Origin of the sequence: Flavobacterium sp. (assembly GCF_044361015.1) — a bacterium.
Classification (GTDB): Bacteria; Bacteroidota; Bacteroidia; order Flavobacteriales; family Flavobacteriaceae; genus Flavobacterium.
Window position 1 is genome coordinate 39,274 of sequence record NZ_JBIKJL010000007.1, and the last position, 15,707, is coordinate 54,980.

Annotated in this window: 15 protein-coding genes; 5 read left to right on the forward strand and 10 right to left on the reverse strand. The window is 32.4% G+C overall.

Annotation, left to right across the window (positions count from 1 at the left end; translation table 11 throughout):
• The 4 genes from ACIQ2Z_RS03805 to ACIQ2Z_RS03820 all read left to right on the forward strand — a co-directional run bounded on the left by ACIQ2Z_RS03805 (window position 1) and on the right by ACIQ2Z_RS03820 (window position 3,090).
• Window positions 1-780 carry a zinc ribbon domain-containing protein gene (locus ACIQ2Z_RS03805; protein ID WP_396182832.1) on the forward strand — a complete coding sequence of 260 codons (780 nt, stop codon included), beginning with the start codon at window positions 1-3 and terminating at the stop codon, window positions 778-780.
• Window positions 781-810: 30 nt separating this feature from the next.
• A complete protein-coding gene (locus ACIQ2Z_RS03810) occupies window positions 811-1,659 on the forward strand; it encodes an alpha/beta fold hydrolase (protein ID WP_396182833.1) in 849 nt (282 codons plus the stop codon).
• A gap of 14 nt (window positions 1,660-1,673) precedes the next feature.
• Window positions 1,674-2,450, forward strand: a complete 777-nt coding sequence (gene rluF / locus ACIQ2Z_RS03815) for a 23S rRNA pseudouridine(2604) synthase RluF (RefSeq protein ID WP_396182834.1) — start codon at window positions 1,674-1,676, stop codon at window positions 2,448-2,450.
• Between the two features lie 61 nt (window positions 2,451-2,511).
• Window positions 2,512-3,090 (forward strand): hypothetical protein, encoded by a 579-nt coding sequence (locus ACIQ2Z_RS03820; RefSeq protein ID WP_396182835.1) that lies wholly within the window; start codon window positions 2,512-2,514, stop codon window positions 3,088-3,090.
• Between the two features lie 63 nt (window positions 3,091-3,153).
• Here ACIQ2Z_RS03820 and ACIQ2Z_RS03825 read toward each other — a convergent pair whose 3' ends face one another.
• Window positions 3,154-4,038 (reverse strand): bifunctional 5,10-methylenetetrahydrofolate dehydrogenase/5,10-methenyltetrahydrofolate cyclohydrolase, encoded by an 885-nt coding sequence (locus tag ACIQ2Z_RS03825; RefSeq protein WP_396182836.1) that lies wholly within the window; start codon window positions 4,036-4,038, stop codon window positions 3,154-3,156.
• 99 nt (window positions 4,039-4,137) lie between these two features.
• Complete coding sequence (gene ffh, locus ACIQ2Z_RS03830) at window positions 4,138-5,475, reverse strand: signal recognition particle protein (protein ID WP_396182837.1); 1,338 nt, start codon at window positions 5,473-5,475, stop codon at window positions 4,138-4,140.
• A 143-nt stretch (window positions 5,476-5,618) separates the two neighbouring features.
• Between ffh and ACIQ2Z_RS03835 the strand changes: the two genes are divergently transcribed.
• A complete protein-coding gene (locus ACIQ2Z_RS03835) occupies window positions 5,619-6,410 on the forward strand; it encodes a hypothetical protein (protein WP_396182838.1) in 792 nt (263 codons plus the stop codon).
• A 94-nt stretch (window positions 6,411-6,504) separates the two neighbouring features.
• On the opposite strand, the gene ACIQ2Z_RS03840 is transcribed toward ACIQ2Z_RS03835, so the two are convergent.
• The 8 genes from ACIQ2Z_RS03840 to argS all read right to left on the reverse strand — a co-directional run bounded on the left by ACIQ2Z_RS03840 (window position 6,505) and on the right by argS (window position 15,590).
• A complete protein-coding gene (locus ACIQ2Z_RS03840; protein WP_396182839.1) occupies window positions 6,505-7,956 on the reverse strand; it encodes a T9SS type A sorting domain-containing protein in 1,452 nt (483 codons plus the stop codon).
• On the reverse strand, window positions 7,953-8,165 hold the full coding sequence (locus ACIQ2Z_RS03845; protein WP_396182840.1) for a DUF2892 domain-containing protein: 213 nt from the start codon (window positions 8,163-8,165) through the stop codon (window positions 7,953-7,955). The genes ACIQ2Z_RS03840 and ACIQ2Z_RS03845 overlap by 4 nt, the downstream gene beginning before the upstream one ends.
• Before the next feature lie 76 nt (window positions 8,166-8,241).
• Entirely contained in the window at window positions 8,242-8,850 is a 609-nt protein-coding gene (locus tag ACIQ2Z_RS03850; protein WP_396182841.1) for a Crp/Fnr family transcriptional regulator, read from the reverse strand.
• A 9-nt stretch (window positions 8,851-8,859) separates the two neighbouring features.
• Window positions 8,860-9,309: a hypothetical protein gene (locus tag ACIQ2Z_RS03855; protein ID WP_396182842.1), complete on the reverse strand. Its 450-nt coding sequence runs from the start codon at window positions 9,307-9,309 to the stop codon at window positions 8,860-8,862.
• A gap of 118 nt (window positions 9,310-9,427) precedes the next feature.
• Window positions 9,428-10,942 carry an MBOAT family O-acyltransferase gene (locus tag ACIQ2Z_RS03860; RefSeq protein ID WP_396182843.1) on the reverse strand — a complete coding sequence of 505 codons (1,515 nt, stop codon included), beginning with the start codon at window positions 10,940-10,942 and terminating at the stop codon, window positions 9,428-9,430.
• Complete coding sequence (locus tag ACIQ2Z_RS03865; protein ID WP_396182844.1) at window positions 10,939-12,345, reverse strand: LysM peptidoglycan-binding domain-containing protein; 1,407 nt, start codon at window positions 12,343-12,345, stop codon at window positions 10,939-10,941. Before ACIQ2Z_RS03865 ends, ACIQ2Z_RS03860 begins: the two co-directional genes overlap by 4 nt.
• Window positions 12,335-13,768, reverse strand: a complete 1,434-nt coding sequence (locus tag ACIQ2Z_RS03870; protein ID WP_396182845.1) for a GDSL-type esterase/lipase family protein — start codon at window positions 13,766-13,768, stop codon at window positions 12,335-12,337. Before ACIQ2Z_RS03870 ends, ACIQ2Z_RS03865 begins: the two co-directional genes overlap by 11 nt.
• Window positions 13,769-13,811: 43 nt before the next feature.
• Window positions 13,812-15,590: an arginine--tRNA ligase gene (gene argS, locus ACIQ2Z_RS03875; RefSeq protein WP_396182846.1), complete on the reverse strand. Its 1,779-nt coding sequence runs from the start codon at window positions 15,588-15,590 to the stop codon at window positions 13,812-13,814.
• Between the last annotated feature and the right edge of the window lie 117 nt (window positions 15,591-15,707).

The following is a 15,707-nucleotide window of genomic DNA, read 5'->3' on the forward strand; positions in this document are numbered from 1 at the left end:
ATGACAAACGTAAAAGAAATGAGTGTAGAAGAAAAGTTAAGAGCACTCTATGACTTGCAGTTAATCGACTCAAGAATTGATGAAATCCGAAACGTAAGAGGAGAATTACCGCTTGAAGTGCAAGATTTAGAAGATGAAGTAGCGGGTTTGAAAGCACGTAACGAAAAGTTAAAAGCCGATTTAGAGCAAATTGATGATCAAATCAAAGGCAAAAAGAATGCTATTGAAGCTCACAAAGAAGGAATTAAGAAATATACTGAACAACAAAAAAATGTTCGCAATAATAGAGAATTCAATTCTTTAACAAAAGAAATCGAGTTTCAGGAACTAGAAATTCAATTGAGCGAGAAGCACATTAAAGAAATGAAAGCTTCTGTTGAATACAAAAAACAACAAGTAGCTGATTCTCAAGAACGTTTAAATGCAAAACAATCGCATTTAGAACACAAAAAAGCGGAATTGGGTGATATCATGGCCGAAACGCAAAAAGAAGAGGAATACTTAACCAAGTTATCAAATGAATATGCTTCAAATATTGAGCCTCGTTTGATTGCTGCTTATAACCGAATCAGAAATAGTGTTAGAAACGGATTAGCGGTAGTTTCCATCGAAAGAGGAGCATCTGCCGGATCATTTTTCACCATTCCACCACAAACGCAAGTTGAAATTGCCGCCCGCAAAAAAATCTTAACCGATGAACACAGTGGACGAATTTTAGTTGACAACGTTTTAGCTACAGAAGAGAAAGAAAAAATGGAAAGCATTTTTGCTAAGATATAAGCATACAAACCCCGGATTCGGGGTTTTTTTATGAATAAAACGCTCAAAAATAGTATAACAAAATCCATTGGTGCCTACATCAATCTGTTGAGCCATACCTTTCCGAAAAGTGCCACGAAATTAGCCTATAAATTTTTTAGTGAGCCTCGAGTTGGAAAATTAAATGCCGATTCACTTCCTCCCATTTTACAACAAGCGGAACGAGAAATAATACAATTAGAAAATTATCAATTTCCTGTCTATATTTGGAAAGGTAATGAAACAAAAATCCTTCTCGTTCATGGTTGGGAGAGCAATGCTGCCCGTTGGAAACCTATCTTTCCTTTTCTTCAAAAATCAGGAAGTACCATTATTGCTTTGGATGGACCCGCACATGGATTAGCCAGTGGTGTAGAATTCAGTGTACCAAAATATGCTGATTTTATTCATGAAGTAGTTTTAAAACATAAACCTCAAATCATTATTGGTCACTCCATTGGTGGTTCAGCTTGTTTGTATTTTCAGCATCATTATACTTCACTTTCACTAGAAAAAATGGTTTTGATGGGAGCACCTTCCGATTTAGAAGTATTATTGGAGAATTATGCCAAATTACTTGGGCTAAATACTAAAGTAATCCAACTTTTGGATGCCTATTTCTTAAAACGATTTAATATTAAGACGAAAGAATTTCTGGGGGAAAAACTAGCCTCCTCCCTATCCTTGAACGGAATTATTTCGCATGATCGTGAGGATGATGTTGTGCTATTTTCAGAAAGCAAAAAAATTGCGGAAGGTTGGAAGCAAGCCAAGTTTATTGAAACAAAAGGATTAGGTCACAGTATGCATGATGAAAAATTGTATGAATCAATTTATTCATTTCTATTTCAAAAGCTTTAGAGTATCTTTGCCCTATGGAAGAAACCGGAAAACGCATCAACAAATTTTTATCTGAATCAGGCTATTGTTCTCGAAGAGAAGCAGATCGATTAATTGGTGAAAGTCGAGTTACCATCAATGGTGTCGTTCCGGAAATGGGAACCAAAGTTTTTGATACAGATGAAATTCGCGTAGATGGCAAACTTATTCGAGAAAACAGAGAAAAACCTATTTATTTAGCCTTTAATAAACCTGCCGGAATTGAATGTACAACCAATCAAAGCGTTCGAAATAATATTGTCGATTATATTAATTATCCAGAACGAATTTTTCCAATTGGTCGATTAGATAAAGCCAGTGAAGGTTTGATTTTTATGACAAATGATGGTGATATTGTCAATAAAATTCTTCGAGCCAGGAATAATCACGAAAAAGAATATATTGTTACTGTTGACAAGGCCATTACTGACAATTTTATAAAAAAAATGAGTAATGGTGTGCCCATTTTAGACACAGTTACAAGAAAATGTAGTGTTGAACAAATCAATACTACCGTTTTTAAAATTGTTTTGACGCAAGGTTTAAACCGACAAATTCGTAGGATGTGTGAATATTTAGGATATGAAGTAATTGCACTAAAACGCATACGAATTATCAATATTTCATTGGATGTTCAGTTAGGTCGATACCGAGATTTAACTGAGGTAGAAATTCAAGAATTAAATCAATTGATTGAACCTTCCAGCAAAACAGAAGAAGCAAGTTTGCCAAAAGTAGAACCTCGAAAAATTCAACCTAAACGTAAATTTTAAATCCAAATTTTACTATTTTAAAAATAATTTCTATTTTTGATAAAACATTAAATTTAAAATTATGAAAAAACTAGTATTTTTATTGGTTTGTATTTCTGCTTTCCTTTTCAACAGTTGTAGTGATAGCGATAGTGATTCTCCTCAAAATTCAACTTCTTTTGTGGTGGATGGAATTACTTATGACTTACCAGCAACACAAGGAATTGTCAATGTCGTTTCACCAGATGCAATCGAAGTAAATGGTAGCATGTATAACCGTAACACTTTTATCATTAATGGTATTAAAGGAATGACGGATGTAGCAACAGTTACATTTGATTTATTTTTAAAATCAGGACAATCTTTAGCCGGTGATTATCAAATTTCTACTGATCAAGATGAAGATAACCCAATTGATTTAGAAAATATATTAGCCAGTCAAAACAGAGCCTGTTTAGGTTGGACTTCCTTAGTTGCAAAAACAAACATTATTTCTCAGTCGTCCGTTAGTGGAAATGCTCCAACCGGAACTGTAAAAATCATTTCAAACGGAGGAAATAATTATACAATTCAATATACCGGTAACTTTAAGAATATTGATCAAGTAGAAAATATTCAAGTGACTATGAATATAACCGGAGCAGTTTCAAATGGTAGTTAATTATCAAAAATAGTATGAAATAAAACCCAAGCCATCACTTGGGTTTTTGTTTTTATTTACTTTTTATTTTTCATTCTTTTTTTGATCTCTTGCTAATAAAGTATTTTTCAATAACATTGCAATAGTCATAGGACCAACTCCCCCGGGAACAGGCGTAATAAAGGAAGCCTTTTTACTCACATTTTCAAAATCTACATCACCTGTAATTCTGTACCCTTTTTCATTAGTTTCATCCAAAACTCTGGTAATTCCCACATCGATTACAACGGCATCATCTTTAATCATTTCCGCTTTTAAATAATTTGGCACACCCAAAGCCGTGATAATAATGTCCGCTTGAGTGGTTATTTGAGCAATATTTTTAGTGTAACTATGTGTCAATGTAACTGTTGAATTTCCCGGAAAACCTTTTCTTCCCATCAAAATACTCATTGGCCTTCCGACAATATGACTTCTACCAATCACTACAGTATGTTTTCCTTGTGTTTCAACTCCGTAACGTTCTAATAACTCTAGTATTCCAAAAGGAGTTGCCGGAATAAATGTACTCATATCTAACGCCATTTTTCCAAAATTCTCCGGATGAAAACCGTCTACATCTTTACTAGGATCGATAGACATAATTACATGCTGCGTATCTATTTGTTTTGGCAAAGGCAATTGCACAATAAAACCGTCAATATTATCGTCCTCGTTAAGTTCTTTAATTTTTTTAAGCAGTTCAGTTTCAGAGGTGGTACTAGGCATTTTAATCAAAGTACTTTCAAATCCAACCCGCTCACACGATTTTACTTTACTTCCAACATAGGTTAAACTTGCTCCGTCATTACCAACAATTATGGCTGCTAAGTGAGGAACTTTTTCACCATTAGCTTTCATTTTTAGAACTTCCGCAGCAATTTCATTTTTAATGTCTTCTGCTATTTTTTTTCCATCCAGTAGTTCCATTTTATTTAGTTTAGTAGTTATGCATTTACTTTTGCATTATAAAAAGTTAGTTGTGTTTTTATAAAAAAATAAGACGCGAAAAATCGCGTCTCAGTAGTATTATTTCATTCCTTTCATTCCGCCCATCATTTTGGCGAGATTTTTACCGCCTCCGCCTTGCATCATTTTCATCATTTTACTCATTTGATCAAATTGTTTCATGAGTTGGTTTACTTGCTCAACTTTAGTTCCTGAACCTTTTGCTATTCTAATTTTTCTTTTACCGTCAATCACTACGGGTTTCGTTCTTTCTAAAGGAGTCATTGAATGGATAATCGCTTCAATGTGTTTGAAGGCATCATCTTCAATTTCTACATCTTTCAACGCTTTACCGGCTCCGGGAATCATACCAACCAAATCTTTCATGTTTCCCATTTTCTTAATTTGTTGAATTTGAGCTAAGAAATCATCAAAACCAAATTCATTTTTGGCTATTTTCTTTTGTAATTTTCGGGCTTCTTCTTCGTCATATTGTTCTTGAGCACGTTCAACTAATGAAATTACGTCGCCCATTCCCAAAATTCTGTCAGCCATACGAGAAGGATAGAAAACGTCAATCGCTTCCATTTTTTCTCCCGTTCCAATAAATTTAATTGGTTTATCTACAACTGATTTAATTGAAATTGCAGCTCCACCACGGGTATCCCCATCTAATTTGGTTAAAATAACACCATCAAAATTCAGTCTGTCATTAAATGCTTTTGCGGTATTCACAGCATCTTGACCTGTCATGGCATCGACTACAAATAAAGTTTCTTGTGGTTGAATTGCTTTATGAACATTAGCAATTTCGTTCATCATTTGCTCATCGATGGCTAAACGTCCTGCAGTGTCGACAATGACAACATTAAATCCGTTTGATTTGGCATACTTAATTGCATTTTGAGCTATCTCAACAGCATTTTTATTTTCAGATTCTGAATAAACTTCCACCCCAATTTGGTCACCAACAACATGCAACTGATTAATTGCCGCCGGACGGTAAATATCACAAGCTACTAAAAGTGGTTTTTTGCCTTTTTTAGTTTTTAAAAAGTTGGCCAACTTTCCTGAGAATGTCGTTTTACCCGAACCTTGTAATCCCGACATTAAAATAACGGATGGATTTCCGGAAAGGTTTATACCAACTTCAGAGCCACCCATTAATTCCGTTAGTTCATCTTTCACTAACTTCACCATTAATTGACCCGGTTGCAAAGACGTTAAAACGTTTTGACCAATGGCTTTTTCTTTGACAGCTGTCGTAAAATCTTTAGCAATTTTAAAATTCACGTCGGCATCAAGTAAGGCACGACGCACTTCCTTTAAGGTTTCTGCAACGTTTACTTCGGTAATTTTACCGTGACCTTTTAAAATATGGAAAGCTTTGTCGAGTTTATCGCTTAAATTACTGAACATAAAATGGATTTTCTAATGATGAAGTGCAAAGATAACACAATCCAAATAAGCATCAAAAAATGATTTTAGCAAATTTTTAAATTTTATGGTAGGGTTTCTTCAACATAAACTGTTTTAGTACTATAATTTAAAACGTAATAAACATGAAAACCCAAAAAATGTTACTTAGTCTACTAATACTTTTAGTATTGACAATCTCGTGCAGCAAAGATGATAGTGCTTCTAGTACAGATTCTAAAATTGACAATTTAAAAATTGTTGCCAAAGCGACCTATTCCGGAGGTGGTTCAAGAGGAGCCAGACAAAATAGCGTCGTTACAATTTCGGAATTTAAAATTAATTTGAAAGAAATTGAATTTAAATTGGATGATAATTATTACGGAAATGATGACAATGGAAATGATGACAACGGAAATGATGACAACGGAAATCATCATAGTGATGACCATGATAGTAATCATGACGGTTATTATGGTGATGAAGAAGAAATTGAATTAAGAGGTCCGTTTGAAATTGATTTATTAAGTGGTCAAACGACTATTACTTCATTAAATCTGCCTAACGGCTCCTATGAAGAAGTAGAATTCAAAATGAACCGAAACCGTGACTCATCAAGCACAATGTATAATAAATCAATTCAGATTCAAGGAACAATAGATGGAGTCCCTTTCCTGTTTTGGCACAATGTTGAAGAAAAATTCGAAATTGATTACCACGATTTAGGTCAAAGTTTAGTAATTGCTGAAAATACTGCTACTATCGTTTTCGATTTTAATTTAGATGCTATTTTAGCTAGTGTTGATTTATCTGTTGCAGTTGATGGAAATGGAGATGGTGTTATTGAAATTAGCCCAAATGATCCGGATGGAAATCAAAATTTGGCACACCTTATTAAAAATAAAATTAAAGAATTTACAGATTTATTAGATGATTAAAGTTAGTTAGTTAAAATAATGCCACTTGTCCTACTATGCGTAAAAAAAGCTGCAGAAAAAAATGCAGCTTTTTTTTATTCAATTTGAATAGTAATTAATTTTTAATCAACTTTTGACGAAAAACTTTTCCGTTTTTATCTTCAATATTTATAAAATAAATTCCATTAGAAATAGTAGATAAAAATATATCGGTATTTAATCCTGAAAAATTGTCTTTGTAAATTAATTTACCGGTAAAATCATAAATAAACACTTTTTTTGAGTCACCAATATTATTCGATAGGATAGTGAATTTTGATTCAAAGGGATTTGGAAAAATTAAAAAATCTGACTGAGTAAACGAATTAATATTTAGTGGGGTTTGTCCAAGTTTAGCTGTTGTTCCTCCAACAACGTAAACTGAATTATCAGTATCAATAACAAATGAACTAGCCGAACTGCTTCCAGAAACTAAACCAACCCAGCCATTTGTTCCGTCAGAATTGATTTTACAAACTGCCATATTAAACAAATTCCCTGCAGATAGATAGGCATTGTTTGCTACATCTAATTTCAATTGACCATGAAGAAGCAATATTTCCGGCCCATCAGCATTTAAATTTTGCCAAAGTACAGATCCATCTGAATTATATTTCATAAAAGCTGCTCCTCCTGTTCCCGAGTTAGGAAAACCACTGATGATTGGATTATTATCAGAACCAACTTCAACTTTGCTTCCTGCCATGGAATTAGTATGAGACCAAATCGAAGCACCATTTCCATCCAATTTTTCAAGTATACTTCCGGCGTTTGAAACAACATTTTCCCCATTTATGATATAAGAATTCCCAAAAGAATCCCCGACAATATCTCCAATTGTTGAACTTGTTATCCCTGCTTTACTCCAAATTAAATTACCCTCTATACTAAGTTTTAAATAACCATTGATTATACCGGTTATTCCTCTTCCTGAAACTACCAAAGCATTGTCCGTTGTAAATTTGATATTGATGGGTGCACCAATTCCGTTACTATCATAATAGGTCCATACTGTTTCACCATTCGAATTAAACTTTTTAACTCTTGTAACTAAGCCATTAGAGCCCATCCCTAATCCCAAAACATAAATATTATCCGAAGAATCAACTACTATTTTCTTTGTATATGAACCTTCAAAGGAGGCCTCAAATACAACTCTCCAAAGTAATTCTCCTTGCGGATTATATTTCATTAATAAACTCGCTGCGTTAACAGGGTTTGAATATCCTGATCGAATTGTTCCTGAAACCAGACAATTATTTTGACTGTCAGTTTCAAGCCAAGTGACCACTTCGTGCCTTGTGTTGTCGACATTGTCAAATGTTGAATTCCACAAAATGCTACCGGACGAATTTCGTTTGGTTAAAGTGATATCACCGGCTGGATTATAATCCCAATTTGCCGAATACACTTCATGCAATTGGTTTACGGCAACAGAAACACCGCCTGGATAATTTGACCACTCTACATTGACTTGAGCATAAGTTAGAAATGAAAAAAAAAATAGTAAATGTGAAATTCTTTTCATGATTTAGTTTTTTTAGGACATGTATTTATTCCAAGTAAGGGATATATTGGACAAAAACTAATTAAACTGGTCGCAATAAGAATTATTCCAAAAATTAAAAGAGCCATCCCTAAAATTCCGGTAACTGTATTCGTAAAAAAAAATGTACCAAATACGATTGCTAATACGATTCTAATCAATTTGTCTGTGTTTCCAACATTTGCTTTCATACGATTTTGATTTTAATTTGTTTACATCCGTAAAGGTAAATCAACTAAAATCAAAAAAAAGTGACTAAAGTCACCTCTACAAAATTTCTATTCCTTTTGAGGTTTGAATTACTTTTGACTCAGCTTCCAGTTTTTTTAAAACTCTGGTAATTACCTCTCGGGAAGTTCCCATTTCGTAAGCAATATCTTTGTGCGAAATAGAAATAACGGAAGAATTTAATAACTCTTTTTTCTCTTTTAAATAAGCATATAATCGAGCATCTAACCGATCAAACAAAACATGATTGAGTGTGTTGATTAAATCAAAATAACGTTCGTTAAACAAATTGAAGTACATGGCATTAAAAGAAGGATATTTTTTAATCCATTCTTGCACTTTATTTGCGGGTAATAACAATATTTCACTGTCTTCCTCTGTTTTGGCAAAAAAAGTACTTGGCTCATTTTTTTTACTGACTATAAAAGACATGACACAACTCTCTGAAGGTTGAATATAATAAAGCAGAAATTCTTTTTCATTATATTTTGTAAATACCTTTACAAGACCATCTATTACGATGGGAATAGAATTTATATATTGACCATCGCGAATGAGCTCTATATCCTTAGGCACTTTTTTAACAATACCCTCTTTTTCAAATGATTTAATTAATTCATTATCAAAATAAGCCAAGATACTTTTCATAAAATCTAATTAACTTTTCTCAAAAGTAAGCAAATCGATGCTTCCATCTCCACCACTAATGTGTTTCAATTCAATTTTTGAACTTGAATTAGAAAGAATTCTCCAATCTTCACTAATTTCTTCAAATGATCCGTTGGAAACATTGAAAATAATGTACATTTTAGGTGTACTATCGTCAGTTCCGGTGCTCCAAGTTCCGGTCATAGTTGTATTTCCATTAACTGCTGTTAAAGTTCCATTAGTTGCAAAATTAAAGTTATAACCAGAGAAGTTTGACGTTTGAGTGCTTCCACTTTCTGAAAACAAAGTCACTTGCCAAGTACCATTTACAACATTGTTGTTCACATCTGTAATTGAAGGATTGTTAGACGAACTGCTATCGTCGTCATTGCTACAAGTTGAAGCAACATTCAGCATAAAAACACCGAATAATAAAGGAATTAAAATTAACTTTTTCATTTGTATCATTTATTTTAAATTAACAATATAAAAACATCTATTATATAAAATAAACGGTATCAATAATCAAATATTGTTATAATTTACTATTTATTAATTAAATAGCAATTGGTAGTTTTTAAAACTGGAAATAAATAAAGGGTTGTGGTCCTGCAGAAGCGGTAGCATATACTATCCAATAGACAAAAGCCAAAAGAATTGCCTTTCCAAATAGAGGAGTGGTATAAAAACTTTTTTGTAATAATTTAATAACGCTATTTGGCAGAAAATGCCAAACAAATCCTATTAAAAGTAATAAAAATACATTTTGATATCCCTGAGCAATTATCAACCATTGATTTGGATTAAATGTCAGTTTACCAATATTATCAATTATTAAAAAAGCTGTTTGAAAATCTTTCGCTCGGAAGAATAACCAACAAAAAGCAACAAAATGGAATGTCAATAAAATTTGTAAGGTTTTGATTAAATGGTTTTTAGGTAATTTGATCAAATTACCAAAGAAACGTTCAAAAGCTAGTGCCAAACCGTGAAGAGTTCCCCAAAAAACAAATTTCCAAGAAGCACCGTGCCATAGTCCACCTAATAACATCGTTAGAAATAAATTAATATAGGTTCTGAATTTTCCATTTCGATTTCCACCTAAGGAAATGTATAAATAATCCCGTAACCAAGTGGATAATGAAATATGCCAACGACGCCAAAACTCTGTAATTGAAGCGGATTGATATGGTGTTCTGAAATTAGGCGGAAGCCAAAATCCCATCAATAAAGCTAAGCCAATTGCCATGTCAGAATAGCCAGAAAAATCACAATAAATCTGAATGGCATATCCATAAGAAGCCATCAGATTTTCAAATGAAGTATAACTACTTGGAGCATCAAACACTCTATCTACAAAATTGATAGAAATATAATCGGAGATGACCGCTTTTTTCAATAACCCTCCAACAATCAAAAACAAAGCAGCATTAAATTCTTCTTTTGTCAGATTTAGTCGCTTGTATATTTGTGGAATAAAATCACTGGCACGAACAATTGGACCGGCTACTAATTGAGGAAAGAATGAAACAAAAAACAAAAAGTCTATGAAACTTTTGGTAGGTTCAAGTTGTTTTCTGTAAACATCAATCGTATAACTTAGGGTTTGAAAGGTGTAGAACGAAATTCCTACAGGCAGAATAATTTCTTGAAGCTCAAAATTTCTATCAAAAATTAAGTTCGTATTATCAATAAAAAAATTAGTGTATTTAAAATATCCAAGTAATACAAGGTTAACCAATAAACTGACAATCAGATAAAATTTTCTATAAAAATTACTTTTTTCATCATAAATTAATTTGGCAATAACATAATCTAAAATAGAAGAAAAAATAATCAGTAAAAAGAAAATTCCACTAGATTTATAATAGAAAAAAAGCGAAAAAGCAACAACATAAGCAATGCGTAATCGATGTGTTTTCTGTGTTAAAATATAAAAGAAATAAAACACCAAAAACAAACCTAAAAACAAAGCACTATTGAATAAAAGTGGTTTTTGGGAATCAAAAACAAACCAACTTTGCACTTGTTCCCAAGTGAGATGTCTAAAATTCTCTACCACCCAACGGTTTATATTAAAAAGCGGTATCACTTATTTATTTCTAATTTATAATTTTCAAATGAATTCAAAAAAGCTTCGGTTAAAAGTTGTCCCTGACGTTCATAACCAACTTTGGTGTAGTGTACTTTATCTGCTCCAATTATTCCTTCTGTTACCAATTGATTTGCTCCGAAAAGCCCACCTAAATTGGAAAACATATCCCAAACAGCATAGTTTTTCAACTCGGCTTGAACTAGAATTTCTTTTGTATAATCTGCCACAAAAGTATTAGGAAATTTTCGTTTAAATTGTGAAGGTGGCGGAGTTGTAATTAAAAAAGCTGTGGTTGGATTTTTAGCTAAAATAAGTTCCATCATCAAATTCAGCTGAACTATAAATTCGGAGGTTATCATTTTATCAAAACTCTCATTAGTTCCTAAAGAAATGATTACTAAATCCGGTTGTAAAACAGCTAATTGTTCAAAGAACAAAGGAAATTTAGTAAAATCAGAGCATTTTGCACCGTTTACGCCTATTGTATGGTATATAATTCCCGGATTATTATTTTCTAAAACTAATCCGTTTAAAGCATAATCCGATTGGTTCAAGGCAGGAATTAAGTATATTTTATTTAATAATGTATCTGTTTTAAACGAATGAAAACCCTCTTCTGAACGGGTTTCTAAAGGAATGAATTCTGAATGTTCAACTACTTTTTTTGCTTTTTCTTTAGACGGTATTTTCAATGTTTTTCCGGCTCGAATATTATTATTTTTAAGTCCGTTTTCTTTTTTGACTTGAGCAATTGAAACATCATACTTTTCAGAAATGACCGATAAACTTTCTCCATTTTTAATTTTGTGCAAAATATTTTTAGGTATTTCTGACTCAATTTTAATTGTTTTTGAGGTCAAAGCCACCTCAAACATTTTTATATTTTGTGGAGTAATAATTTTTAGTTTATTAAAAACATATTCTTGATTTTTTACTGTCATTTCAAGAGTAAAATCGTTGGATTTAGTAAACAGGGCTATTCCACTTAAACCAACCGGATTTCCCGTATTTGGATAAATATTGCGTTGGCTTTCCCATGTTTGGTTGGAAGAAAAACGAACATCAACCGTTCCATTTGTTTTAACCAAACTATGAGGAAAAACAAGACCTCGTCCGGCATTTCCAAATTGTTGCTGCAAATTTTTACGCATTAATCCTGAAAACAAATCGGCTTGAATGTGTGAATCGCCTATATGAACAACATTTAACTTTCCAACTTTTGATTTTTTGAGATTGGTCAATTTATCAAAAATTGGGTTTAAAGCTTTACTGTTGTTTATTTCATTAATTGCCGTGATAACTTCAGTTGTATCAATTTCAACGAACAAAGAATCAGATTGAGCAGAAAGGCTAAAACTAAATAAAATAAAAAAAAGAAAAGATAAAAATTTATTGTGCATTTACGGTGTTGTTTTTAGAAGAAACGGAATCAACCGTGGGTTTAGTTGGAAGTACTTTTTTATTTTTTCGCATTAGTTTATATTGAGCATATCCGGTTTGAATTTGGTCATATAATAAACCTGCAACTTTTTGAGCTCCTTTATAATTAAAGTGTGTATAATCTTTATTGGCCATTGGCGGAACTTCTTCTGCCCATTTAGCCATTGAACCTTCACCTCCCATCGCTTCATATAAGTTAAAATAACCGGCTTTTGATTGCACAGCATATTTTCGTTGAGCCAAAGTTAAAGGAACAACGGCCGAATCAGTTTTCATTTCCAATTCATATTTGGTTGCTTTATCGGCAGTTGAAATCACTAAAATTGTGACGCCCGGAAAACATTCTTTAATATGATTGACTACTCGAGTCATTCCTTTTTCGTACCAATTATAATTATATGTACCATAATTTAAAACATTTGTTCCATAGTGCAAGATGATTAAATCATAATCCAATCGCTCTTGAAATTGTTTCATTAAATTGGTATTAAAAGTTGAAATCGGTAATCCTGAATTTCCCCGATTTGAGAAATTATCGACATGAACACCTTTTCCGTCATCAAAATTAAATCCGTAAATTGGAATAGAATCAGCTTGTTTAAAAACTGCTTTAAAACTTTTCAAATTAGTCGTTGAAATAGCTAAAGCATTTAGTTGTTTCTCGGTATTTAGCTTTTTAATCAAAGTGTCTTTTCCAATTTTAATTAACATTTCTCCCGTTTTATTTGATGAATTTCCATAAAACAAGGTTGGATTATTAAGTTGGGATGTATGCATTCCAAATCCGGCTTTGTACCTTACCCAAGTATCAGAAAGTGTATCATTAGCAAAAAAAACATGACCATTAACTCCAAAAGGTTTTATAGGCCGCTTCACATTCAGATACGATTGTATTTTCCAATTTCCGGAATATTGATGTGAAATAGAGCTTCTGGAACTAGCTGATTCAGAAGTGATTGAAACGAATCCAACTCCTTCACCTCCAAACTGTGTTTGCATTGCCTTTCGAAAATCCTGTACAATTAAATCGCCATCTGTCATAGAATCACCAAAATAAGCAATTCTGATATCTCCTTCTTGTTTAGTTTCTAATTGGTATAGTTTTTCAAAAAAAGGAATTAGATATTGAAAACCTTTATATTGTCCATATTCCTCCGGAGGATAGATTATTCCATCTATTTGTTCAAAAACTATTTTTTTTCTGTAAAAAGTGTCACTAGTTTTTTCATCTGTATATATTTCTTCCTCTAACGCAATTGTTTCTAATAGTAAACTGTCAACAGCTACATTTTTTAAAGAAATCGTTGGTTCTAAAAAAATTCGCTTAGGCAACACTTCTTTAAAAAACAAAAAACAAAGGGCAGAAATAAAAATTACTGCCAAAGTTTGAAAAAAATAAGACGTTTTTGTACTCACAACATTAAAATTACATTCTTTCCGGAACTTCAATTCCCAATAGGGAGAATGCCGATTTAATAGTTTCGCCTACTTTTTGAGATAATTGTACTCTGAATTTTTTTAGTGTTAAATCCGTTTCCGGTAAAATTGGAACCGTTTGATAAAATGAATTATATTCTTTAACTAAGTCGTAGGTATAATTGGCAATTAAAGCAGGGCTGAGTTGATTTGCTGCGTTTTGAATAATGCGAGGATACATTTCCAACATTTTCAGTAATTCTTTCTCTTTTGGATGTAAAATTAATGTAGTAATAGTTTCCGAATAGTCAAAATTAGCTTTTCTCAAAATAGATTGAATTCGAGCATAAGTGTACTGAATAAAAGGTCCCGTATTTCCGGCAAAATCCACCGATTCTTCCGGATTGAAAAGCATTGATTTTTTTGGATCAACTTTCAGCATAAAATATTTCAAAGCACCAAGACCAATAATTTTGTAAAGCTTTTGTTTTTCATCTTCTGAATAACCCTCAAGTTTTCCTAATTCCTTTGAAATTATCGCAGCAGTTTCAGTCATTTCATCCATCAAATCATCAGCATCAACAACCGTTCCTTCACGGGATTTCATTTTACCTGATGGTAATTCTACCATTCCATAGGATAAATGGAAAAGGTGTTTAGCCCAATCAAATCCTAGTTTTTTTAAGATTAAAAAAAGCACTTTAAAGTGATAATCTTGTTCATTACCAACTGTATAAACCATTCCGCCAACATCAGGAAAATCTTTAACCCGTTGGATAGCTGTGCCAATATCTTGTGTCATATAGACAGCTGTTCCGTCTGAACGTAGCACAATTTTTCTATCTAATCCTTCCTCTGTCAAATCAATCCAAACTGAACCATCAGGGTCTTTTTCAAAAATTCCTTTTTCTAATCCAAATTGGACTACTTCTTTTCCGAGCAAATAGGTGTTACTTTCATAATAATAACTATCAAAATTGACACCTAAATTTTTATATGTTATTTCAAAACCATCATAAACCCACTGGTTCATGGTTTTCCAAAGTTCGATTACCTCTGGTTTACCAGATTCCCAATCGAGGAGCATTTGTTGAGCTTCAATGATAGAAGGAGCATTTTTCTTGGCTTCCTCTTCCTTTTGACCTTGGGCAATTAAATCATTTATTTCGGCTTTATATTGTTTATCAAAAGCTACATAAAAATTACCAACTAACTTATCCCCTTTCAATCCGGTTGATTCAGGTGTTTGTCCGTTTCCGAATTTTTGCCAAGCCAACATGGACTTACAAATATGAATTCCGCGGTCATTAATGATTTGAGTTTTATAAACTTTTTTACCCGAAGCTTTAATGATTTCTGCCACGGAAAAACCCAATAGATTATTTCTTATATGACCTAAATGCAAAGGCTTATTGGTATTTGGAGAAGAATATTCCACCATCATTGCCTTCTCCTTTTCATTTTGAGAAACAAATCCAAAGGTTGGATTGTTTTTAATTTCAGAGAAAAATTTAATGTAATATGAACCAGAAATAACAATATTTAAAAACCCTGAAACCACATTGAATTTTTCAACCTCAACAACATTTTCAACTAAAAAAGTTCCAATTCTATTTCCAATTTCAATCGGGTTTCCTTTAATTAATTTTAATAATGGAAAAACAACCAAGGTAATATCACCCTCAAAATCCTTTCTAGTTAATTGAAATTCAATTTTTTCTGGAGAAATATCAAATATAGTTTGTACCGCTTTTTGGACAGGTTGATTTAAAAATTCTTCTAAATTCATTATTATTCTTTATTTCGACAAAGATAATTTTAAATTCTAAAAACTTTAGATGCATTCTTATTATTTATGAATAGGTTTTTTGTCGAAAAAATTGTTTTAAATGATAAAAAATCTAAT